General features: G+C 60.7%; 23 protein-coding genes. 19 read left to right on the forward strand and 4 right to left on the reverse strand.

Annotated features, from left to right (window positions below; genetic code table 11):
* Positions 1-49 precede the first annotated feature (49 nt).
* Positions 50-958 carry a 50S ribosomal protein L3 N(5)-glutamine methyltransferase gene (gene prmB, locus HB680_RS02685; protein ID WP_213937007.1) on the reverse strand — a complete coding sequence of 303 codons (909 nt, stop codon included), beginning with the start codon at positions 956-958 and terminating at the stop codon, positions 50-52.
* 254 nt (positions 959-1,212) lie between these two features.
* Here prmB and HB680_RS02690 point away from each other — a divergent pair, with 254 nt between their 5' ends.
* The 5 genes from HB680_RS02690 (at position 1,213) to HB680_RS02710 (ending at position 3,997) form a co-directional block, all read left to right on the forward strand.
* Positions 1,213-1,803: a cysteine hydrolase family protein gene (locus HB680_RS02690; RefSeq protein WP_213937008.1), complete on the forward strand. Its 591-nt coding sequence runs from the start codon at positions 1,213-1,215 to the stop codon at positions 1,801-1,803.
* Positions 1,804-1,933: 130 nt separating this feature from the next.
* Positions 1,934-2,254 (forward strand): hypothetical protein, encoded by a 321-nt coding sequence (locus HB680_RS02695; protein WP_213937009.1) that lies wholly within the window; start codon positions 1,934-1,936, stop codon positions 2,252-2,254.
* Between the two features lie 86 nt (positions 2,255-2,340).
* Positions 2,341-2,898 (forward strand): Smr/MutS family protein, encoded by a 558-nt coding sequence (locus HB680_RS02700; protein ID WP_213937010.1) that lies wholly within the window; start codon positions 2,341-2,343, stop codon positions 2,896-2,898.
* Positions 2,899-2,975: 77 nt separating this feature from the next.
* Positions 2,976-3,521, forward strand: coding sequence for a GTP cyclohydrolase I FolE (gene folE / locus HB680_RS02705; protein WP_213937011.1), 546 nt, complete (start codon positions 2,976-2,978; stop codon positions 3,519-3,521).
* A 104-nt stretch (positions 3,522-3,625) separates the two neighbouring features.
* Positions 3,626-3,997: a glutathione S-transferase N-terminal domain-containing protein gene (locus HB680_RS02710; RefSeq protein ID WP_213937012.1), complete on the forward strand. Its 372-nt coding sequence runs from the start codon at positions 3,626-3,628 to the stop codon at positions 3,995-3,997.
* A gap of 404 nt (positions 3,998-4,401) precedes the next feature.
* On the opposite strand, the gene HB680_RS02715 is transcribed toward HB680_RS02710, so the two are convergent.
* Entirely contained in the window at positions 4,402-5,568 is a 1,167-nt protein-coding gene (locus HB680_RS02715) for a PLP-dependent aminotransferase family protein (protein WP_213937013.1), read from the reverse strand.
* Positions 5,569-5,650: 82 nt separating this feature from the next.
* On the opposite strand from HB680_RS02715, the gene HB680_RS02720 reads away from it, so the two are divergent.
* The gene (locus HB680_RS02720; protein WP_213937014.1) at positions 5,651-6,097 is read left to right on the forward strand and encodes a MarR family transcriptional regulator; all 447 of its coding nucleotides are present in this window, start codon (positions 5,651-5,653) and stop codon (positions 6,095-6,097) included.
* 191 nt (positions 6,098-6,288) lie between these two features.
* On the opposite strand, the gene HB680_RS02725 is transcribed toward HB680_RS02720, so the two are convergent.
* The gene (locus HB680_RS02725) at positions 6,289-7,569 is read right to left on the reverse strand and encodes a D-tagatose-bisphosphate aldolase, class II, non-catalytic subunit (RefSeq protein ID WP_213937015.1); all 1,281 of its coding nucleotides are present in this window, start codon (positions 7,567-7,569) and stop codon (positions 6,289-6,291) included.
* A gap of 134 nt (positions 7,570-7,703) precedes the next feature.
* On the opposite strand from HB680_RS02725, the gene HB680_RS02730 reads away from it, so the two are divergent.
* The 9 genes from HB680_RS02730 to HB680_RS02770 all read left to right on the forward strand — a co-directional run bounded on the left by HB680_RS02730 (position 7,704) and on the right by HB680_RS02770 (position 17,010).
* Positions 7,704-8,504, forward strand: a complete 801-nt coding sequence (locus HB680_RS02730) for a DeoR family transcriptional regulator (RefSeq protein WP_213937016.1) — start codon at positions 7,704-7,706, stop codon at positions 8,502-8,504.
* A complete protein-coding gene (locus HB680_RS02735; RefSeq protein ID WP_213937017.1) occupies positions 8,501-9,472 on the forward strand; it encodes a BadF/BadG/BcrA/BcrD ATPase family protein in 972 nt (323 codons plus the stop codon). The genes HB680_RS02730 and HB680_RS02735 overlap by 4 nt, the downstream gene beginning before the upstream one ends.
* A 10-nt stretch (positions 9,473-9,482) precedes the next feature.
* Positions 9,483-10,742: an extracellular solute-binding protein gene (locus tag HB680_RS02740; RefSeq protein ID WP_213937018.1), complete on the forward strand. Its 1,260-nt coding sequence runs from the start codon at positions 9,483-9,485 to the stop codon at positions 10,740-10,742.
* On the forward strand, positions 10,742-11,647 hold the full coding sequence (locus HB680_RS02745; RefSeq protein WP_213937019.1) for a sugar ABC transporter permease: 906 nt from the start codon (positions 10,742-10,744) through the stop codon (positions 11,645-11,647). Before HB680_RS02740 ends, HB680_RS02745 begins: the two co-directional genes overlap by 1 nt.
* Entirely contained in the window at positions 11,647-12,522 is an 876-nt protein-coding gene (locus HB680_RS02750; RefSeq protein ID WP_213937020.1) for a carbohydrate ABC transporter permease, read from the forward strand. Before HB680_RS02745 ends, HB680_RS02750 begins: the two co-directional genes overlap by 1 nt.
* A 24-nt stretch (positions 12,523-12,546) precedes the next feature.
* Positions 12,547-13,500, forward strand: coding sequence for an SIS domain-containing protein (locus HB680_RS02755; protein WP_213937021.1), 954 nt, complete (start codon positions 12,547-12,549; stop codon positions 13,498-13,500).
* A 32-nt stretch (positions 13,501-13,532) separates the two neighbouring features.
* The gene (gene ugpC, locus HB680_RS02760) at positions 13,533-14,612 is read left to right on the forward strand and encodes a sn-glycerol-3-phosphate ABC transporter ATP-binding protein UgpC (RefSeq protein ID WP_213937022.1); all 1,080 of its coding nucleotides are present in this window, start codon (positions 13,533-13,535) and stop codon (positions 14,610-14,612) included.
* Positions 14,613-14,999: 387 nt separating this feature from the next.
* Positions 15,000-16,319, forward strand: coding sequence for an NCS2 family permease (locus tag HB680_RS02765; protein ID WP_218627548.1), 1,320 nt, complete (start codon positions 15,000-15,002; stop codon positions 16,317-16,319).
* Positions 16,320-16,383: 64 nt separating this feature from the next.
* A complete protein-coding gene (locus HB680_RS02770) occupies positions 16,384-17,010 on the forward strand; it encodes a LysE family translocator (protein ID WP_059404689.1) in 627 nt (208 codons plus the stop codon).
* Between the two features lie 188 nt (positions 17,011-17,198).
* Here HB680_RS02770 and uraH read toward each other — a convergent pair whose 3' ends face one another.
* Positions 17,199-17,579: a hydroxyisourate hydrolase gene (uraH, locus tag HB680_RS02775; RefSeq protein ID WP_204280813.1), complete on the reverse strand. Its 381-nt coding sequence runs from the start codon at positions 17,577-17,579 to the stop codon at positions 17,199-17,201.
* A gap of 392 nt (positions 17,580-17,971) precedes the next feature.
* Here uraH and puuE point away from each other — a divergent pair, with 392 nt between their 5' ends.
* From puuE to HB680_RS02795, 4 genes are all read left to right on the forward strand, one after another.
* A complete protein-coding gene (gene puuE / locus HB680_RS02780; RefSeq protein WP_213937024.1) occupies positions 17,972-18,898 on the forward strand; it encodes an allantoinase PuuE in 927 nt (308 codons plus the stop codon).
* Positions 18,895-19,410, forward strand: coding sequence for a 2-oxo-4-hydroxy-4-carboxy-5-ureidoimidazoline decarboxylase (gene uraD / locus HB680_RS02785; RefSeq protein ID WP_213937025.1), 516 nt, complete (start codon positions 18,895-18,897; stop codon positions 19,408-19,410). Before puuE ends, uraD begins: the two co-directional genes overlap by 4 nt.
* Positions 19,411-19,498: 88 nt before the next feature.
* Complete coding sequence (alc, locus tag HB680_RS02790; protein WP_213937026.1) at positions 19,499-20,494, forward strand: allantoicase; 996 nt, start codon at positions 19,499-19,501, stop codon at positions 20,492-20,494.
* Positions 20,495-20,614: 120 nt separating this feature from the next.
* A complete protein-coding gene (locus HB680_RS02795) occupies positions 20,615-21,118 on the forward strand; it encodes an ureidoglycolate lyase (RefSeq protein ID WP_010456681.1) in 504 nt (167 codons plus the stop codon).
* Positions 21,119-21,158: the final 40 nt, after the last annotated feature.

Below are 21,158 nucleotides of genomic sequence, written 5' to 3' on the forward strand. Positions count from 1 at the left end.
ACACCTGCGTAGGAGCTGCCGAAGGCTGCGATCTTTTTGCTTTTAAGGGTCAGACGCGGGAAGCGAACACGGCCTGATGAGCGCGGCACTGCTCGGCCGTCAACATGAACACCCCATGCCCACCGCGCTCGAAATCGAGCCAGGCGAAGTCGACTTCCGGGTACAGCGCTTCAACGTGCACCTGGCTGTTGCCCACTTCGACAATCAGCAAGCCTTTCTCGGTCAGGTGATTCGCCGCTTCGGCGAGCATTCGGCGCACCAGATTCAAACCGTCGTCACCGCAGGCCAGGCCCAATTCCGGTTCGTGCTGGTATTCGTCGGGCATGTCGGCGAAATCTTCCGCATCGACGTAAGGCGGGTTCGACACGATCAGGTCGAAACGTTGCCCCGGCAAACCATCGAAACCATCGCCCTGAACCGTGTACACCCGCTCATCGACGCCATGGCGCTCGATGTTCTGGTTGGCCACTTCCAGCGCTTCGAACGACAGGTCGGCCAGCACCACTTCGGCGTTCTGAAACTCATAAGCACAGGCGATGCCGATGCAGCCGGAGCCGGTGCACAGGTCGAGAATCCGCGCAGGGTCGTTGCCCAGCCACGGCGCAAAGTGCTTTTCGATCAGCTCGCCGATCGGTGAACGCGGGATCAGCACGCGTTCATCGACAATGAACGACATGCCGCAAAACCACGCCTCGCCCAACAGGTAAGCGGTGGGAATGCGTTCTTCGATGCGACGCTTGAGCAGGCGTTGCAAATTGACCAGCTCATCGTCTTCCAGATTGCAGTCCAGATAGCTGTCGGCAATTTCCCACGGCAGGTGCAGCGCACCTAACACCAGTTGACGGGCTTCGTCCCAGGCGTTGTCGGTGCCATGGCCGAAAAACAGATCCTCCCCATGGAAGCGGCTGACGGCCCAACGGATATGGTCACGCAGGGTACGAAGTCGGGAAGTGATCACGGGTACAACTCCAAATAAACAAACTGGCGGAAAAAACGACTGACGATTCTAACAGCCAAAACGCGCCACGACGACGCAGGAAAAACACCGGATCAGATGTAGGACCTATCCATTTTTTCGGTTGGCTATTGAACAGAATGAGCATCTTGACAAGGCTGCAAGCCAACAACGACGGTGCCTACGATGGTAGCGATTCACAGAACCGCTCAGCCAGAGGACAATGTCGCAAAAGCCCCACTCCAAGGAGCCCCAGAATGTCCGTTCCACAAACGATGTTTCAACTCAGCGGTCGCGGTTACCCGGCGGCCAAACTGAGCCAGGCGACCCTCATCATCATCGATGCTCAGAAAGAATACCTCAGCGGCCCGTTGGCCCTGAGCGGCATGGATGCTGCCGTCGCGAACATCAAGCAAATCGTGGCCGCTGCCCGCGCAGCCGGTCGGCCGATCGTGCATGTGCGTCACCTCGGCACTGTCGGCGGGCTGTTCGATCCACAGGGCGAGCGCGGCGAGTTCATCCCGGGCCTGGAGCCACAGGCTGACGAAACCATTATCGGCAAGCTGTTGCCGAGCGCGTTCCACGGCACCACGCTGTACGATCGCCTGCAAGAACTCGGTTCCCTGGACCTGATCGTCTGCGGTTTCATGAGTCATTCCAGCGTCAGCACTACCGTGCGCGCCGCCAAGAACCTGGGCTTTCGTTGCACGCTGGTGGAAGATGCCTGTGCGACCCGCGACCTGCCTTACAAGGGCGGTGTACTCAGCGCCGAGCACGTTCAGCAGACCGAAATGGCGATCATGGCGGACAACTTCGCCACCCTCGCCCTGACCCACGATCTGATCTGATCGACGTCAGATGAGCGGTTCAGCCGCCGCTCATCCGCAAAAGCCTATCATTTGCTGCAATTGCCTTAGCCTCAGGAACATCCCGGTCAACTCCCGGTCGAAGGGCCGATACCCATTGAGGAAGGTCGGAATGAAGTTATCCGATGGTTTTGATGCACGCCGCTTGCGGCCCAAAGGCCAAAGCAACTGGCGTTTTCGATTCGGCGCAGCCATTGCCGCCCTGCTGGCAATGCTCGGCGTACTGATGACGCTGGCCGGTATCGCCAGCCTGCTCGGCCACGCGCCCGCCCTGGGCGAGTTGAATACCAACAAGGTCGGGTCGGCGGTGATTCTGGTGATTGGCCTGTTGGTGCTATACATCGGCGTGTGGCTGTGGCGCCGCTGCCGTCGCCGTTCGCGTCAATCGCAAGCGCTGAACATGGCCCCGCACCTGATGAAAAAACACGACTGAATGGATGGCCCGGCGTTTAGCCGGGCGCCAATTGTTATGGATAGCGTCCCGACTTGGGTAAACTGGCGGCCTTCGCGGAGGCTGACATGCAAGACGACGATTTTTCCCTGTTCAAAAGTGCGACCCAAGGCATCAAGCCGATCAAGCACGATCGCGCCGAAACCGGCAAACCCAAAAGCGACCGCGCCCAGATCGCCAAGCTGCGTCAGGCCGCCACCGTGCGCACCGATGCCACCACCGTTGACGGGTTGTCCGATCAGTTCGTGATCGACGTCGGTCCGGAAGACGAGCTGATGTGGGCTCGCGACGGTGTTCAGGAAAGCCAGATCCGCAAACTCAAGATTGGCCAGATCCCGTTCGAAGGCAGCCTCGACCTGCATGGCATGAACGTGGAAAAGGCCCGGAAAACCCTCTGGGCCTTTCTTGCCGAAGCGACCAAATTCGAAATCCGCTGCGTGCGCGTCACCCACGGCAAAGCCGTGCGACTGGACGGCAAGCGGCCAATGATCAAAAGCCACGTCAACACCTGGCTGCGCCAGCATTCCCAAGTGCTTGGTTTTACCTCGTGCCAACCGAAACACGGCGGTGCCGGCGCGGTTTATGTGATGCTCAAACGCACCATGATGGAAGGTCGCGACGAGTAAAGCTGTCGCGTCACGCTTGCAGCGCCGTGTCCGCCACCGTACCCTTGCCCTTTGCGAAAAATCCCACAGGTAGTTTCATGTCCCTGGAACAGAATTACACCGCGATTCTCGGCCAATTGGGCGAGGACGTCTCCCGCGAGGGCCTGCTCGACACGCCCAAGCGTGCCGCCAAAGCCATGCAGTACCTCTGCCGCGGTTATGAACAGACACTGGAAGAAGTCACCAACGGTGCCTTGTTCAGCTCCGACAACAGCGAAATGGTGCTGGTCAAGGACATCGAGCTCTACTCGTTGTGCGAACACCACCTGCTGCCGTTCATCGGCAAGGCCCACGTCGCCTACATCCCGAGCGGCAAGGTGTTGGGGCTGTCGAAAGTCGCGCGGATCGTCGATATGTACGCCCGCCGCCTGCAGATCCAGGAAAACCTCAGCCGCCAGATCGCCGATGCGGTCCGGCAAGTCACCGGCGCCCTGGGCGTGGCGGTGGTGATCGAGGCCAAGCACATGTGCATGATGATGCGCGGTGTCGAGAAGCAGAATTCGTCGATGATCACTTCGGTGATGCTCGGTGAGTTCCGGGAAAACGCGGCGACTCGCAGCGAGTTTCTCAGCCTGATCAAGTAAGCCGCAGTACGAAGAAAACCGGCGCTCATCGCCGGTTTTTTTTCGCCTGTGAAAAATCAGGTAAGCTGCGCGCCTTTCTCGATTCCCACCGTGAGGCTTTCAACGTGTTCGTAAAAGCGCTTCGTGTCGGCCTTGGCCAACTGATCATCTTCATCGACTTCATCACCCGTCCGGGCAAAAAACAGCGCCCGGCCGAGGCTCAGGCCCAAGTCAACAGCGCCGCCAAGGACCTGACCCTGTATCAGTTCCACGCCTGCCCGTTCTGCGTGAAAACCCGCCGCACCTTGCGTCGTTTGAACGTGCCGGTGGCGCTGCGCGATGCGAAGAACAACGAACAGGATCGTCAGGCCTTGCTGGACCAGGGCGGCAAAATCAAAGTGCCGTGCCTGCGGATTGAAGAGAATGGCCAGACCACCTGGATGTATGAGTCCAAGGTGATTATTGATTATCTGGATAAGCGGTTTGCGGCGGTCTGACGGTTTGTGGTGTTCTGACTGACGCCTTCGCGAGCAAGCCCGCTCCCACAGGCGACCAAGTTCCTTCAGGAGCAACGCGGTCGAATGTGGGAGCAAGCTTGCTCGCGAAGAGGCCCGCCCAGACACCACAAAATCCAGACAAAATAAACCGGCCCTTGAGCCTAATGCCTGCCAGTTAAGAGAATTTCAGACGAAACACGCACTGCGTAGCAGCTGACGAGCAACGCGAGGCAGCGTTCGGCTGCGAAGCAGTCGTGAACCCTGAGTACACGTACTCTCTGAACCACCGCGCCGCCCGATTTCACGACTGCTGCGCAGCCGAACGCAGGCTTCGCCAGCTGCTACAGATTGAGTGACGGCTTAACTGATCGGCATTAGGCCCTTGAGCCGGTTTTTTTATGACTTCACGCGGCCTCCGCCGCCTGAGCCTGCCTCACCACCGCCGCCAACCGCCTCACCCCCTCATCCAACCGCGCCGGATCGATGTGACTGAAGTTCAGCCGCAAATGCCCAGGATGGTTGTCCGGATCCGGAAAGAACGGCTCGCCCGGCATAAACGCCACGTCCGCAGCCAACGCAGCCTTGAGCAACGTCCGGGTGTCCAGCGGTTGCTTGAGCGTCAGCCAGAAAAACAGCCCGCCCTGGGGCACGTTCCAGTCCGCCAGATCGGAAAAATGCGTTTCCAGCGCTGACTGGAACGCATCCCGGCGCCCCCGATAGAAATCCCTCAGCTCACTCAGATGATGCTGAAACTTCTCGGTGCCGATCCATTGCAGCGCCTGCCACTGCCCCACGCGATTGGTGTGCAGATCCGCCGATTGCTTGAGCTTCAACAAATGCGGGAACAGGTCCGGGCTGGCTATCAGGTAACCGACCCGCAGGCCTGGCAACAGGGTTTTGGACACGGTGCCGGTGTAGATCCAACTGGCCTTTTTCAAGCGACTGACAATCGGCGTGGCACTGCCGCCGTCGAAGGTCAGCTCGCGGTAGGGTTCGTCTTCGATCAGCGTGACGCCGAATTCATCCAGCAACGCCGCCACCTCATCGCGCTTGGCTTCGCTGTAGCGCACGGCCGACGGGTTCTGGAAGGTCGGGATCAGGTAGATGAACGCGGGTTGATGCTTTTCCAGACGCGAACGCAGTTGAATCAGGTTCGGACCGTCGGCCTCCTGCGGGACCGTGATGCAGTCGGCGCCGAACAGCTGGAAAATCTGCAACGCCGCCAGATAGGTCGGCGCTTCCAGCAAAATCTCGGTGCCTTTGTCGATGTAAAGCTTGGCCGCCAGATCAAGGGTTTGCTGGGAGCCGCTGACCACCAGAACCTGACTCGCCTCACACGGCACGCCCAGCGCCCGCGCTTCGGCAGCCAGGGCTTCGCGCAGTGCCGGCTCGCCTTCGCTCATGCCGTATTGGCCCATGGACAGCGGCATGTCGGCCCACTCGACTTTCGGCAACATGACTTCAGCCGGCAAGCCGCCGGCGAACGACATCACTTCCGGGCGCTGGGCTGCGGCGAGGATTTCACGGATCAAAGAACTTTTAAGGCGCGAGACACGTTCGGAAAAAGCCATGGAGGTCACCGGTAGCGAGGCGAGAGGAAAATGAGTCAAACTGGTTGACCGAAATTACGACAGCTTGCGCGGATACGTCAACATGCTTGACCTTAAAAACCCTGAAACTCAGCAACAGGCCATGGAAGCGTTTTTCTTCGGCTACCAGGCGTTCACCGCCAAGGCCGACGAAATGCTTGAGCGTCGTGGCTTGAGCCGGGTGCATCAACGCATCGTGTTTTTCATCGCCCGCTATCCGAACCTGAGCGTGAAGGAATTGCTGGCGTTGCTCGGCGTGACCAAGCAGGCGCTGAACATTCCATTGCGGCAGTTGCTGGAAATGCATCTGGTGAACAGCGTGGCGTCCGAGACGGACAAGCGTAAGCGACTGCTGGAGTTGACCGAAGATGGCGCGCGTTTCGAACAGTCGCTGCGGCGCGAGCAAGTGAAATTGCTGGAGCGGGTGTTTGCCGAGGCTGGGGAAGCGGCGGTGGATGGGTGGTTGGCGGTGAATCTGGCGCTGGGGAAAAGCCAGGTGCCTGTTGAATGAGTGTTTTGCCTGGTGGTTTTGCGGTGGCTGATCTGGCGCCTTCGCGAGCAAGCCCGCTCCCACAGGTGACCGCATTCCCCTGAAAGAACTCGGTCGAGTGTGGGAGCGGGCTTGCTCGCGAAGAGGCCCGCCCAGACACCACAAAATCCAGCCCAACAAACCGGCCCTCGCGCCAATTTGTCTGGTTAATCCTATCCCCCACACGCCTGCCGATACTGCGCCAACACCTGCCCGATCGCCGCCAGCACCAACCCCCGCGCCGAGCGTTCACCCTGCCCGCTCACCACGCTCGGGTAGAGCTGCGGCAAGTACTGGCTGACCAGGGTCTCTGGAATCGGCTCGTCGCCGAGCGCCAGGAACATCTCTTCGACGGCTCTGCTGGCGGCTGCGAAGGGCCAGTAATAGCGGATCCGGTCGCTGTAGCTGAAATGCCGTTGCACCCTCAGCGCGGCATCATCGCCGTGGTAATAGCTGTCCCAATAGTGCGGTTCGGAGAGCATCAGCGATTCCATGGTTTTGCGCAGGCTCGCCTGTTCGGGGGTTGAGCGCATCGCCGCGCCGATGTGGTCCAGCGCATACAGCGCCTCGCGCAGGGCGAAGGTCAGGCCCGGGCCGACCTTGAGGATGGCGAAGCCGTCATGCACCAGATCGGTCAAGGCCTCGGCGGGTTGGTAATCCGTGGAGTGAGCCTCGAAGACCAGCTGCGGTTCGCCCTGCAGAATGGCGCTGAGTGCCTGCGCCTTGTGCGGCTGATAAACCACCACATTCTCGTTGCCGAACTCGACGCCGGGCTGGACCACCAGGCCGATGACCCGTGCGAACACGCTGTCCAGGCCCAGGGCGATAAAGGCCCGGCGATGCAACTCGATGGTGTCGAGGGCCGATTGCGGTGTGGTGACCGCCAGGTCTTCGACTTTCTCCGACGCCCCGCCCGGTACCGGGACTTCGGTGCCGATCACGTAAAACGGTGCCGGCAGGCCGGCGTCGCTCACGGCTCGCTCCACCACCGCGGCCAGGCGTGCAGCACGTTCGGCGATCAGCGCGCCGTCCAGCGGGTTGGTTTCGCCCAGGCAGGCCATGCTCGCGTCGAGGTGGATCTTGCTGAATCCTGCCAAGGCATAGGCCTCGAGCATGCGCTCCGCCTTGAGCATCGCTTGCTGCGGTGGCAGATGTCGCCAAGGGTTCGGCCCCAGGTGATCGCCGCCGAGAATCAAGCGCTGCGGATCGAACCCGACCCGTTCGGCGATCTCCAGCACGAAGCGGCGAAAGTCCGCCGGGGTCATGCCGGTATAACCGCCCTCATGGTTGACCTGATTGCACGTCGCCTCGATCAGCACCGGCGCGGTGCCCGCCTGGCCGTTGCGCAAGGCCGCTTCGATGACCAAAGCGTGCGCCGAACACACCGAAGTAATACCCAGGGCAAGCCCTTGGGCATGGGCATCCGCCAGTTTTTGAAGATAATGACCCTGCATGACCAGTGCCTCTCGATAACGTTGGGGAGGTCACCTTACGAGAGCGAAACGATCAAAATCAATCATAAATTTGATTGACAGTGATTTTTTTAGCTTTATATTTCATTTCAATGAATCACTAACGAGCAACCACAGTGACCAAAGACGAACGCCTTTCCCTGATCTGTCAGCACCTGTACAGCCATGGCGAAAGCACTATCCAGACCATCGCCGAAGTCGCCGACGCTTCCCTGGCCACCGTTCGCCGGGACCTGCTGAGCCTGGAAGCCGACGGCACCATTCACCGCACTCACGGTGGCGCACGGATCGCCAAGAGCGCCGGGGTCGAAGTCGCCTTCGATCTGCGGGAAAACCAGAATCTGTTCGCCAAACGCGCCATCGCCGAAGTGGCCTATGAACAGATCGCGCCCGGCTCGACGATTTTTCTCGACGCCGGCACCACCGTATTGCAACTGGCCCGTCGCCTGCGATTGAACCCCTTGCCGCTGTCGGTGTTCACCAATTGCCTGAACACCGCTCAGGTATTGATGAACACTCCGGGCATCAAAATCGTCCTGCTGGGCGGCCAACTGCGCGCGGAAAACGCCTCGATGGTCGGCGCCCTCGCCGAAGCGATGATCGAGAACCTGTGGTTCGATCAACTGTTCCTCGGCGCCGGCGCCATTGCCCCGGATGCCTGCATCTACAGCCTTGATGCCAGCGAAGCGCAACTCAACCAGAAGATGCTCGCCCGTGCCGCCAGCACCTTGTTGCTGGTGGATTCGAGCAAGTTCGACCAGCGCCTCACTTACCGCGTCGCGCCGCTGGACAAGGCCCTGACCGTGATCAGCGACGAGCAACTGTCGGCCAGTTGGTGGGCGCGGTTGAGCGAGCAAGGTTGCACCACGCTGCAAGCCTCCAGCCAAAAGGTTGCCGCCGAGGACGTGCAAGCATGAAGCCGTGCGTGCTGGGCCTGGACAGCGGCGGCTCGAAAACCCTGGTGGCGATTGCCGACCGCCAGGGCCGAGTGCTGCACTGTGAATCGGCGCCCGGGCTCGACCCGACCGCCAATCCACAATGGCCAGCCCAGTTGCACGCACTGTTGCAAGTCCCCGGTAAACGCCCGCTGGCCGCCGCGGTGCTCGGGATGCCGCTGCATGGCGAGCTGACGGAATGTTCGGTCGCCCAACTCGATACGGCACAACGCGCGCTGCCCTGCCCGGTCACCGTGGAAAACGATGTGCGCATTGCCTTCGATGGCGCGTTTGCCGGGCAAGGCGCGGGCGTGCTGATGCTGGCCGGCACCGGTTCCATGGCCTGGGCCAGCCGCAACGAACCCGACGCCGAACAAGTGCGCGTCGGCGGTTGGGGCGATGTGTTCGGCGACGAAGGCAGCGCCTACTGGATCGGCTGCCAAGTGCTGATCCACGCCAGCCGCAGCCTCGATGGCCGGGATGCTCCGTCGAATCTGACCCTGGCCCTGCTCAATCACCTGGGCCTGACCCCTGAACAACTGGCGGGCTGGGTCTATGGCCTGGCCAACCGCCGGGCCGAAATCGCCGCCCTGGCCGAGTGCGTCTCGGCCTGGGCCGTCGCCGGCGATCCGGCGGCCAGCGCCGTGCTGGATGCCGCCGCCGCGCACCTGGCCGAACACATCAGCGCCGCCTGGAGCCGACTCGGCCTGACCGGGCCCGCGACCTGGAGTTATGCGGGCGGCGTGTTTGCCAATCCGCACATGATCGAGCGCATCGCCCATCGCATCGGCAGCGCAGCGTGCCCGCCACGTCTGCCGCCCATCGGTGGCGCCTTATGGCGTGCCGCTCAAAACGCGGGATGGAACCCCGACCAACACTGGATAGAACAACTGTCCTTGAACCTTCGTACCTCCCTTGCACTGCCATCAACCTCCCCCTTCCCGATGTAGAGGTTTTGCCATGCTTCGACGCCATTTGCTCGCTTCACTCGCGATGTTGCCGCTGTCGTTTGCGGTCTCGGCTTTCTCCCCGATGGCCAGTGCGGCCAGTGTCACTGAAGTGCTGTTGCCGCCGTGGGGCACGCTGCCCAAGGGCATGACCGATCGCCTCGCCAGCCAGACGGGCGTGACGCTGGATACCCAGACCCTGGGCTGGGACCAGATCCTGACCAAGGTCGCCACGTCGATGATTGCGGGCAGCCCGCCGGCGGATACCACCGAAGTGGACTGGTCGTGGGTCGGTCAGTTTGGCGCCGCCAACTGGTACCAACCGCTCAACGATGCAGTGGATGCCGCCACCCTGGCCGACATCCCGACAGCGAAGTTCTTCATGTTCGACGGCAAACTGCTGGCGGTGCCCTACGCCAACGACTTCCGCGTGCTGATCTACAACCGCGACCACCTCAGCCGTGCCGGCATCAGCGCGGCACCGACCACCCCGGATCAACTGCTGGCCGACGCCAAAGCCATCAAAGCCAAGAACATCACCCGATACCCGATCGCCCTGCCGTTGTCCGCTACAGAAGGCAGCGCCACCGCGTGGTATCTGCTGACCAAAGTGTTCGGTGGCGAACTGTTCAACGACAAGCTCGAACCGCAGTTCGTCAAACCTGATTCCGCCGGTTATCGGGCGATGGCGTTCGAGGTCGAGGCGCTCAAGCAAGGCTTGATCAGTCCGGCGGCGACCGGCCTCAAGGACGTCGAAGTGCAGGAACTGTTCAAGAAAGGCGATGCGTCGTTCGACCTCGCGGGCTGGGCCGGTAACGTCGCGGTCTACAGCGACCCGGCCAAGTCCCAAGTGGCCGAGCATGTCGCCGCCGCATTGATGCTGACCACCACCGGCACCGCCCGCACCATCGGCCTGCCGGAAGCCATGGGCATTCCGACCACGGCGAAGAACCCGGCCGGCGCCAAGACCTTTATCAACTGGTTCATCAAGCCCGAGAACCAGATCGAGAGCTACACCACCCTCGGCAACCTGCCGACCCGCACCAGTGTGCTCAAACAGCTCAACAGCGAAGGCAAGCTCAAGAGCGGTGACGTGATTCTGCAGCAAGCGAGCCTGGTCGATCCGTTGTTCAAGCAAGGCACGCCGGTCTGGTACCCGCAGTTCACCAGCGCGGTGTCCAGCGCGCTGAACCAGGCGGCCAAGGGTGAACTGAGCGTGGCCCAAGCGGTGGCGCAAATTGCCGAACAAGCCAAGAGCGCGATGCAGCCGTGATGACATTAGCCTCGATCAGGGAGCGCTTGCGCCCCACGCCGGGTGAAACCTGGCTCGGTCTGGCGTATGTGCTGCCGATCATCCTGGTGATGGCCAGCCTGGTGTTCGTGCCGCTGGTGACCACGGTGCTCGACAGCCTGTACCGGATTGACCCGATGCGCCCGGGCACACCCTTTGTCGGCCTGCTCAACTACCAGAACCTGGCCACCGACAGCAATGTCCAGCATGCCACCTGGAACACCTTGATCTACGTGGTCCTGGCGGTGGTGCTGGAAACCCTCGGGGGCCTGGCCGCCGCCCTGCTGCTGAACAAGGTGCGCCATGGTCGGCAGTGGTTGCTGGCGATTTTGGTATTGCCGTGGTGCCTGCCGCCGGTGGTCAACGCGCTGGTCTGGTTGTGGATCTACAACCCCAGCTATGGCGTGTTGAACAACCTGCTCAAGGGCATCGGGCTGATCAGCGAGAACAAGGTGTGGTTCAACGACCACCACACCGCGTTGCTCCTGATTTCCCTGGTGCATGTGTGGCGCATGTTGCCGCTCACCGCGATCATTTTGCTGGCCGCGTTGCAGGCGATTCCCGGCGACCTGTATGAGGCGGCCAAGCTCGATGGCGCGGGGCGTTTCAAATGCTTCCGGATGATCACCCTGCCGCTGATTGCCGGTGGCCTGGCCATCGCGCTCAGCCAATCGACGGTGTTCGCGTTCAACCTGTTCGACGAAGCGTGGATTCTCAACGGCGCGAGCCTGGACACCCGCAGCCTGATCATTCAGGTGTACATGTCGGCCTTCCAGAACCTGAAGTTCTCCTACGGCATGGCGCTGTCGGTGCTGGCGATGATCGCGTCGTTGCTGGTGTCGATGGTCTACGTGCTCAAGGTCTACCGCGAAACGAGGTTCGACTGATGCGCAGATATTTCCTCCAAGGCCTCGGCAAGGCCGGGTTCGCCCTCGCGGTGTTGGCCCTGATTCTGTGGTCACTCGGCCCGGTGTATTGGTCAGTGATCACCAGTTTCACCGAGCCGCGCGAGATGCTCAGCGGCCAGCTCCATCTGTGGCCGGAGCACCCGACCCTGGAGCATTTCGCCAAGTTGTTCGGCGCCAGCAGTTCGTCCCAGGGCAATGAAGTGCAATCGGTGTGGCCGCAGTTTTCCAGGGCGTTTATCAACAGCCTGGTGACGTCGGTCGCCGCCACGCTACTGACCCTGGTCGCGGCGGCGTTCGGTGGCTACGCCTTTGTGCGCTTGCGCTTTCCCGGTCGCGATTTGTTGTTCGCCTTGGTCGTGGCGAGCATGGCGGTGCCGGCCTACACGGTGATGATTCCGTTGTATCGCCTGATGATCAGTCTGCACCTGATCGACACCTACCTCGGCGTGACGCTGATCTACGTGTCGGCCTTCCTGCCGCTGGCCCTGTGGCTGATGCGCAGCGTCTATCAGTCGCTGCCGGTGTCGCTGGAAGAAGCCGCGTGGCTGGATGGCGCGGGCCGCACCTACACGCTGATCCGCATCGTCTTGCCGCTGGCGGCGCCCGGTTTGATCGCCACCGCGATCCTGACCTTCCTCAGTGCCTGGGGACAATTCATGGTGCCGCTGGTGTTCTCTCCCTCGTTGGCCACCAAGTCGCTGACCGTACTGATTCCCGAATTCGTCACCCGCAACTACGTCGACTACGGCCTGATGAACGCCGCCGGCGTGGTCGCGATGCTGCCACCCGTGCTGCTGGTGATTTTCCTCAACCGGTTCCTGGTGCGCGGGCTGATTGCCGGCGCGACCAAATAATCCTCCTCTTCAAGGACTGCCTCCATGAACATCACTGAACAAGTCATCGTTGAGCAATTCCCTTTCTGGGCGCCGGCACTGTCCCAGCCACTGCCGGATTTCAGTGGCGCCACGGTCGTGGTGGTCGGCTGCGGCACGTCTTACTACTTGGCGCAAAACGTCGCCAGTGCCATGAACCTCAACGGCCAGCGCGCAATCGCCGTCCCCGGTGGCGAATGGGCCCGACGCCCACAGGCCTACCTCGCCGACACCCGCGACGTGTACGTGGTGGCGCTGTCGCGCAGCGGTGAATCCACAGAAACCGTGCAGGCCGTGGAAGCCAGCCGTGTCCGCGGCTTGAAAACCCTGGGCATTACGTGCGAACTCGACAGCAGCCTGGCGCGGGTCAGCGATCAAGTGCTGTTCGCCCCGACCCACGCCCTGGAAGGGATCGTGATGAGCAGTTCGGCGAGTCTGATGTTGCTGCTGGGCCTGCGTCTGGCCGGTGTCAGCCTCGACCCGGCGATTGCCGCCAGCGCCGAGCACGCCATGCGCAACCTCGACGGCCAACTCGACAATGCCCTGCTGTCGCGTTCGCATTTTGTCTACCTTGGTGGCGGCGCGTACTACGGCCTGGCCAGCGAAGGCGCACTGAAATTGCAGGAAATGAGCCTGACCTACACCCAGGTGTTCCACCCGTTGGAATACCGTCACGGCCCGATCAGCCTGGTCGACGAAAAGACCTGCGTGGTGCTGATCTACAGCCCGCAGAGTCTTGAGGAAGAAAGCCAGTTGTGCGCCGAGCTGCAAGCCAAGGGTGCCCTGGTGATCGGTTTTGGCGGCCCCGGCGACCTGTCGATCGAGATCGCCCAGAACGGTCTGGATCGCAGCCTGGCGGTTCTGCCGGCGTTGCAGTTGTTCGGCGAACGCCTGGCCCAGCACAAACACCTGGACAGCACCGCACCACGCCACCTCACCAAGGTTGTGCGCCTTTCCTGATTCGCAGGTCCGACACAGGTGGTTTTCTCGATATGGCAACGGTCAACATCCAGCAACTTCGTAAAAACTATGGCTCGATCCCCGTGTTGCACGGCATCGACCTCTCCATCGCCGACGGTCAATTCGTCTCGCTGGTGGGGGCTTCCGGCTGCGGCAAGTCCACACTGCTGCGGATGATCGCCGGGCTGGAAACAGTCAGCGCCGGCACCATCGAGCTCAACGGCAAGGTCATCAACAACCTGTCGCCGAAGGACCGGGACATCGCCATGGTGTTCCAGAACTATGCGTTGTACCCGCACATGACGGTGGCGCAGAACATGGGTTTCAGCCTGCACCTGCGCAAGGAATCCCCCGAGCGCATCGACAAGGCCGTACGGGAAACCGCCGCCCTGCTCGGCCTTGCGCCATACCTGGATCGTTACCCCAAGGCGTTGTCGGGCGGCCAGCGCCAGCGCGTTGCCATGGGCCGGGCCATCGTGCGCGAGCCCCAGGTGTTTCTGTTCGACGAACCGCTGTCGAACCTCGACGCCAAACTGCGGGTGCAGATGCGCATCGAGATCCGCACCTTGCAACGCCGGCTCGGCACCACCGCCATCTACGTGACCCACGACCAGATGGAGGCCATGACCATGTCCGATCTGATCGTGGTCATGAATGCCGGTCGCATCGAGCAGATCGGCGCGCCCATCGAAGTGTATGACCGGCCGGCCAATCTGTTCGTGGCGACGTTCATCGGCTCACCGGCGATGAATCTGATCGAAGGCTTGCTGGAGCATGAGGGCGCCGAGTCCTTCGTGCGGGTCGGCGGGCATCGCATTGAGTTGGGCCGACACGTTGACCTGCCGCCGTCGACAGCGGTGGTGGTGGGGATTCGCCCCGAACACGTGACCCTGGCGCCGGTGGAAGGACCGACATTTTCCCTGCCGTTCAGCGTCGAACTGATCGAACCGACCGGCGCCGACAGCCATGTCTATGGGCGTTCATGCGATGCCCAGGTGGTGGCCTCGCTGTCACGCCGCGACAGCCTGGCGCTGGGCGAGCACGTGATGCTGCGCGGCCGTTGCGAGCAGTTGCATGTGTTTGAAAAAGCCAGTGGGTTGCGGGTGGACTGAAGGAATCCCGATGTAACGAGTACGCCTTTCCTCGCCACTGTAGGCAGTGGCTGATCTGACGCCTTCGCGAGCAAGCCCGCTCCCACACTTGACCGAGTTCCTTCAAGGGAATGCGGTTGAGTGTGGGAGCGGGCTTGCTCGCAAAAGGGCTAAAACAGGCGATATATCCCTATCGCCAATCTTTTCGTCGACAAAATCAAAAACATTATTTGCTTTATTTGTATACAAAAGCATAATCCACTTCGTGCGAGTTCCTGACCAAGCGGTCAACAAATTCGCAAGTGCCTCAAAGGACCGCTGCCACCCTCATGGGTCCGGTCCTGGAAATAAAAATAAAACTCTTGAGGAGTACTCGCTGTGGAAAGCCGCAAATCCGAAGCCCCGTCGCTGGAACTCTCGCCGCCGTTACGCAATGGCTGGCTGGAGCGCATCTTCAAACTCACCTTGCATGGCACCACGGTGAAGACCGAGCTGATTGCCGGTCTGACAACCTTCATCACCATGGCTTACATCATCTTCGTCAACCCGAACATCATGGCCGATGCCGGCATCGATCACGGCGCCGCATTTGTCGCCACGTGCATCGCCGCCGCCCTGGGCTGCCTGTTGATGGGCCTGTACGCCAACTGGCCAGTCGGCCTCGCGCCGGGCATGGGCCTCAACGCCTTCTTCACCTACACCGTAGTCGGCACCATGGGCTACAACTGGGAAACCGCCCTCGGCGCGGTGTTTGTGTCCGGTGTGTTGTTCATGATCCTGACCTTCTCCAAGATCCGCGAATGGCTGCTCAACAGCATTCCGGTCAGCCTGCGCTACGCCATGGGCGCCGGTGTGGGGCTGTTCCTGGGGATCATCGGCCTGAAAACCGCCGGCATCGTCGTCGACAGCCCGGCGACCCTGATCAAGCTCGGCTCCCTGCGCGAACCCGGCCCGCTACTGGCGGCCATCTGCTTCCTGATGATCGCCGTGCTCAGCTACCACAAAGTCTTCGGTGCGATCCTCATCAGCATCATCACCGTGACCGCTGCCGGTTGGGGCCTGGGCCTGGTGCATTACGAGGGCATCATGTCCGCCCCGCCGAGCCTGGCACCGACCTGGATGGCCATGAACGTTGCCGGCGTGTTCAACGTCAGCATGATCAGCGTGGTGCTGGCGTTCCTCTTCGTGCACATGTTCGACACCGCCGGTACCCTGATGGGTGTGGCCCAGCGCGCCAACCTGGTGAACGCAGACGGTCGTATCGAAAACCTCTCCCGCGCGATGAAAGCCGACAGCGCCTCCAGCGTTTTCGGGGCGATGGTCGGTGTCCCTCCCGTCACAAGCTATGTAGAAAGCGCCGCAGGTGTAGCCGCTGGTGGTCGGACTGGTCTTACCGCCGTGACCGTAGGTGTGCTATTTATTGCCGCGATGTTCTTCGCGCCGCTGGCTGGCATGATTCCCGCTTACGCCACCGCCGGTGCATTGATTTATGTCGCGATGCTGATGATGAGCGGCATGGCGCACATCGAATGGGATGAAGCGACCGACAGCATTCCGGCGATCGTCACCGCGATCATGATGCCGTTGACCTTCTCGGTCGCCGACGGTATCGCGCTGGGCTTTATCACTTATGTGGTGTTGAAGGCCGGCACCGGTAAGTACAAGGAAATTTCCGTCAGTCTGTGGGTGCTCTGCGCGATCTTCATCGCCAAGTTCATTTTCTTGTAAGCGGTCATCGTTTCAAACAGCCTCACCCCGTCGGGTGGGGCTTTTGCACATTAGGAGGAAAGTGATGAGTCTGGAAACCTGGCTGCTGTTCAGCGGCGCTGCGCTGGTGGTGATCCTGATCCCGGGGCCATTGTCTTTGCTGATGATCAGCAACAGTTTGAACTACGGTTTGCGTCGTTCTTACCCGGCGTTTCTCGGTGGGGTGATTGCCTCGATTTGTTTGCTCAGCGCCTCGGCGCTGGGTCTGGGCGCCCTGCTGCTGGCGTCGGAACAGCTGTTCAGCGCGTTGAAGATTGTCGGCGCGCTGTACCTGTTCTACCTCGCCTGGCAGAGCTGGCAGCAATCGCGCCAGCCCTCGGTCGGCGCCGAAGTGCCCCAGGCTGCGCCGGTACCGCGCTTTCGTGCGCTGTTTGGTCGCGCGTTTGTGCTGGGTGCGAGCAATCCGAAAGACATCCTGTTCTTCGCCGCGTTTTTGCCGCAATTCTTGAGCGCCGAGCAACCGTTCCTGCCGCAGTTGCTGGTGATGATTGCTACGTGGACCGTGCTCGATCTGCTGTGCAAATTGGCCTATGGCCTGGGCGCCCATGGCGCGGCGCGGTATCTGCGCAGCGGCAAAGGCCAGAGCTGGTTTAACCGGATCAGTGCCGGGTTGTTCAGTGGTGCGGGGGCGGCGTCGTTGTTGAGCCGTTAGCAAGGCAAGATCAAAAGATCGCAGCCTCGTTGCACTCGGCAGCTCCTACAGGGGATTACATTTCAAATGTAGGAGCTGTCGAGTGCAACGAGGCTGCGATCTTTTGACTTTTTCGGGGACAAAAAAAAGCCCGCAGTGTGGGCGGGCAAAAGACCAAAGAAGCTTTATGCGCAGATTCTTGGGGGAGTCTAGCTTCCTCTGTAGGTCGAATAGCTGTAGGGCGAAATCAGCAACGGCACGTGGTAGTGATCCTGTTCCGCAGAGATGCCAAACCGCAGCACCACCACATCGAGGAACGCCGGTTCCGGCAACTGAACGCCACGGGCGCGGTAGTAATCGCCCGCATGAAACTGAACCTGATAGACCCCGGAACGGTAGTCATCGCCTTGCAGCAACGGTGCATCGACACGGCCATCGCTGTTGGTGATCGCACTGGCGACCAATTCCAGTTGCGAGCCTTCAACGCGGTACAACTCGACCTTGATCGAGCTGCCCGGGCAACCGTGTGCAGCGTCCAAAACGTGTGTAGTCAAACGTCCCATTGATTCTGCGCGCCTGGCTGCGAACAGCAGTCAAGCCTCGCGCCTCCCGAAGTCAGTTGAAAGGAGACCGCACCGTTTCGGAGCACGAAAAGCTGCGGCGAGCGACTGATTAAGACACTTTTCAAAAAAATTGTACACAATAAAAACGACATTTTTATCGCAGCCGCCGTCATCCGTGGATTCCCGGCGAATCTGACCACGAACCATGCGTGCAGCGGACCTTCTATCCATTAGCTGACCAGTCAGGCAGGTTTCTTGCAGTAGCATCCCTTCATGACAGTTAATGAAAAATGCAAAAATTCAGGCTTACAAAATGAATATAAAGTTGTATACAATCAACCCATCGCTGTGACGCCAGCCTGGCATCTATCCGCCAGGTCGCCCACACAACCTGTCAACGAATAAGAAGGAAGACTGCAGTGAGCGCTGACTACCCACGCGACCTGGTCGGTTACGGCAGTAACCCTCCGCACCCACACTGGCCGGGCAATGCCCGCATCGCTTTGTCCTTCGTGCTCAATTACGAGGAGGGTGGCGAGCGCAATATCCTGCACGGCGATAAAGAGTCCGAAGCCTTCCTCTCGGAAATGGTCTCGGCCCAGCCGCTGCAAGGCGCGCGCAACATGAGCATGGAATCCCTTTACGAGTATGGCAGCCGCGCCGGCGTGTGGCGGGTGCTGAAGCTGTTCAAGGAATTCGACATCCCGCTGACGATCTTCGCCGTCGCCATGGCCGCCCAGCGCCACCCGGACGTGATCCGCGCCATGGTCGATGCCGGCCACGAGATCTGCAGCCACGGCTACCGCTGGATCGACTATCAGTACATGGATGAAGCCCAGGAACGCGAGCACATGCTCGAAGCGATCCGCATCCTTACCGAACTCACCGGCGAACGCCCACTGGGCTGGTACACCGGCCGCACCGGCCCGAACACCCGTCGGCTGGTGATGGAAGAAGGCGGTTTTCTCTACGACTGCGACACCTACGACGACGACCTGCCCTACTGGGAACCGAACAACCCGACCGGCAAGCCGCACCTGGTGATCCCGTACACCCTGGACACCAACGACATGCGCTTCACCCAGGTCCAGGGTTTCAACAAGGGCGACGATTTCTTCGAATACCTCAAAGATGCGTTCGACGTGTTGTACGCCGAAGGCGCCGATGCACCGAAGATGCTCTCGATCGGCCTGCACTGCCGCTTGATCGGCCGTCCGGCGCGTCTGGCCTCGCTCAAACGCTTTATCGAATACGCTAAAAGTCATGAACAGGTGTGGTTCAGCCGCCGTGTCGACATCGCTCGCCACTGGCAGGAAACCCACCCGTACCAAGGGGCTGCCCAATGAGCACCTTTCAAACGCTGAAACCGTCGAGCTTGAGCCGCGAGGCGTTCGTCGCCGCGTTCGCCGACATCTACGAACATTCGCCATGGGTGGCCGAGAAGGCCTTCGACCTGGGCCAGGACACCTCGATCGACCAGATCGAAACCCTGCACCAGCGCATGAGCGACATCCTGTTGAGTGCTGATCATCAAAGCCAACTGGCCCTGATCAACGCTCACCCGGACCTGGCCGGCAAAGCCGCCGTCCAGGGCCAACTGACCGAAGCCAGCACCAATGAACAAGCGGGCGCCGGTATTCACCAATGCACGGCCGAAGAGTTCCAGCGCTTCACCGAGCTGAACGACGCCTACAAGGCCACGTTCAAGTTTCCCTTCATCATGGCGGTAAAAGGCAGCAACCGGCATCAGATCCTCGCGGCGTTCGAAACGCGCATTCACAACTCGGCAGACACCGAATTCAAATGCGCGCTGGCAGAGATCAACAAGATCGCCCTGTTCCGCTTACTGACCCTATAGCGAGCCTGGCCCGAGCGACACTGAACGCATACATCGCCCAGGGCCCTGCAAGCATCCCAAGCCAACTTATTAAAGGCAGACAAGAAGAATGAAAGCTTACGCCGTACCTTTCGAGAAGTTCGTCAACCTGGCCGACGCCCGCCTGGGCACCAAAATCATCTCGGTCACCGATGACTGGTTCGCTGATGCCAACCGCCTGTTCCAGCCCACCCCGGCTGTGTGGAAAGAAGGCGTGTTCGATGACAACGGCAAGTGGATGGACGGCTGGGAATCGCGCCGCAAGCGCTTCGAAGGCTATGACAGCGCCGTGATCCGCCTGGGTGTAGCAGGCTCGATCAAAGGCGTGGACATCGACACTTCATTCTTCACCGGCAACTACCCGCCGTCGGCCTCCCTGGAAGCGTGTTTCCTGGCTGAAGGCGAACCGACCGAAAACACCCAGTGGGTTGAAGTGCTGTCGGCCGTCGAGCTGCAAGGCAACAGCCACCACTACCACGAAATCAACAACGACCAGGCGTTCAGCCACCTGCGCTTCAACATCTACCCGGATGGCGGCGTAGCACGTCTGCGTGTGTACGGCGTGCCGCACCGCGACTGGTCGGCCGTGGGCGACAACGAGCAAGTTGATCTGGCAGCAGCCCTCAACGGTGGCCGCGCCCTCGCCTGCTCCGACGAACACTTCGGGCGCATGAGCAACATCCTCAACCCGGGCCGTGGCATCAACATGGGCGACGGCTGGGAAACCGCCCGTCGTCGCACGCCGGGCAATGACTGGGTGATCGTCGCGCTGGGCCATGCCGGCGAAGTCGAGAAAGTCATCGTCGACACCCTGCACTTCAAGGGCAACTACCCGGACACTTGCTCGATCCAGGGCGCCTTCGTCAAGGGCGGCACCGACAGCCAGATCGAAACCCAATCCCTGTTCTGGCGCGAACTGCTGCCGGCGCAGAAACTGGAAATGCACGCCGAACACAGCTTCGCCGAGCAGATTAAAGCGCTGGGCCCGATCACCCACATCCGCCTCAACGTGTTCCCGGATGGTGGTGTGAGTCGCCTGCGCGTCCTCGGCAAAGTAGCGAAGTAAGCGGTGAAGCCATTCGCGAGCAAGCCCGCTCCCACAGGGGAATGCATTCCAAATGTGGGAGCGGGCTTGCTCGCGAAGGCGTCAGAACAAACAACACAGAATTCGGAAAAGAAGACCAGCATGCGCACACTGACGATTGAACCGCTGACCAAAGAAGCCTTCGCCCCTTTCGGTGACGTGATCGAAACCGACGGCAGCGATCACTTCATGATCAACAACGGTTCGACCATGCGCTTTCATAAACTGGCGACGGTGCAAACCGCCACGCCAGAAGACAACGCGATCATCAGCATCTTCCGCGCCGACGCGCAGGACATGCCACTGACCGTCAGCATGCTGGAGCGTCACCCGCTGGGCAGCCAGGCTTTCATCCCGCTGCTCGGCAACCCCTTTCTGATCGTGGTCGCGCCACTTGGCGATGAACCTGTATCAGGCTTGGTCCGCGCCTTCGTTACCAACGGCAGGCAGGGCATTAATTACCATCGCGGCGTTTGGCACCATCCGGTGCTGACGATCGAAAAGCGGGATGACTTCCTGGTGGTTGATCGCAGTGGCACAGGCAATAACTGCGATGAGCATTTTTTCAAAGAGGATGAGCGTTTGATCCTCGCCCCCCACCAATAAGAGAAGGTCTGATCACTCGACGACAGAGTGACAGGCGAGA

The sequence above is a fragment of the Pseudomonas sp. dw_612 genome (genome assembly GCF_018449725.1).
Taxonomy (GTDB): Bacteria; Pseudomonadota; Gammaproteobacteria; order Pseudomonadales; family Pseudomonadaceae; genus Aquipseudomonas.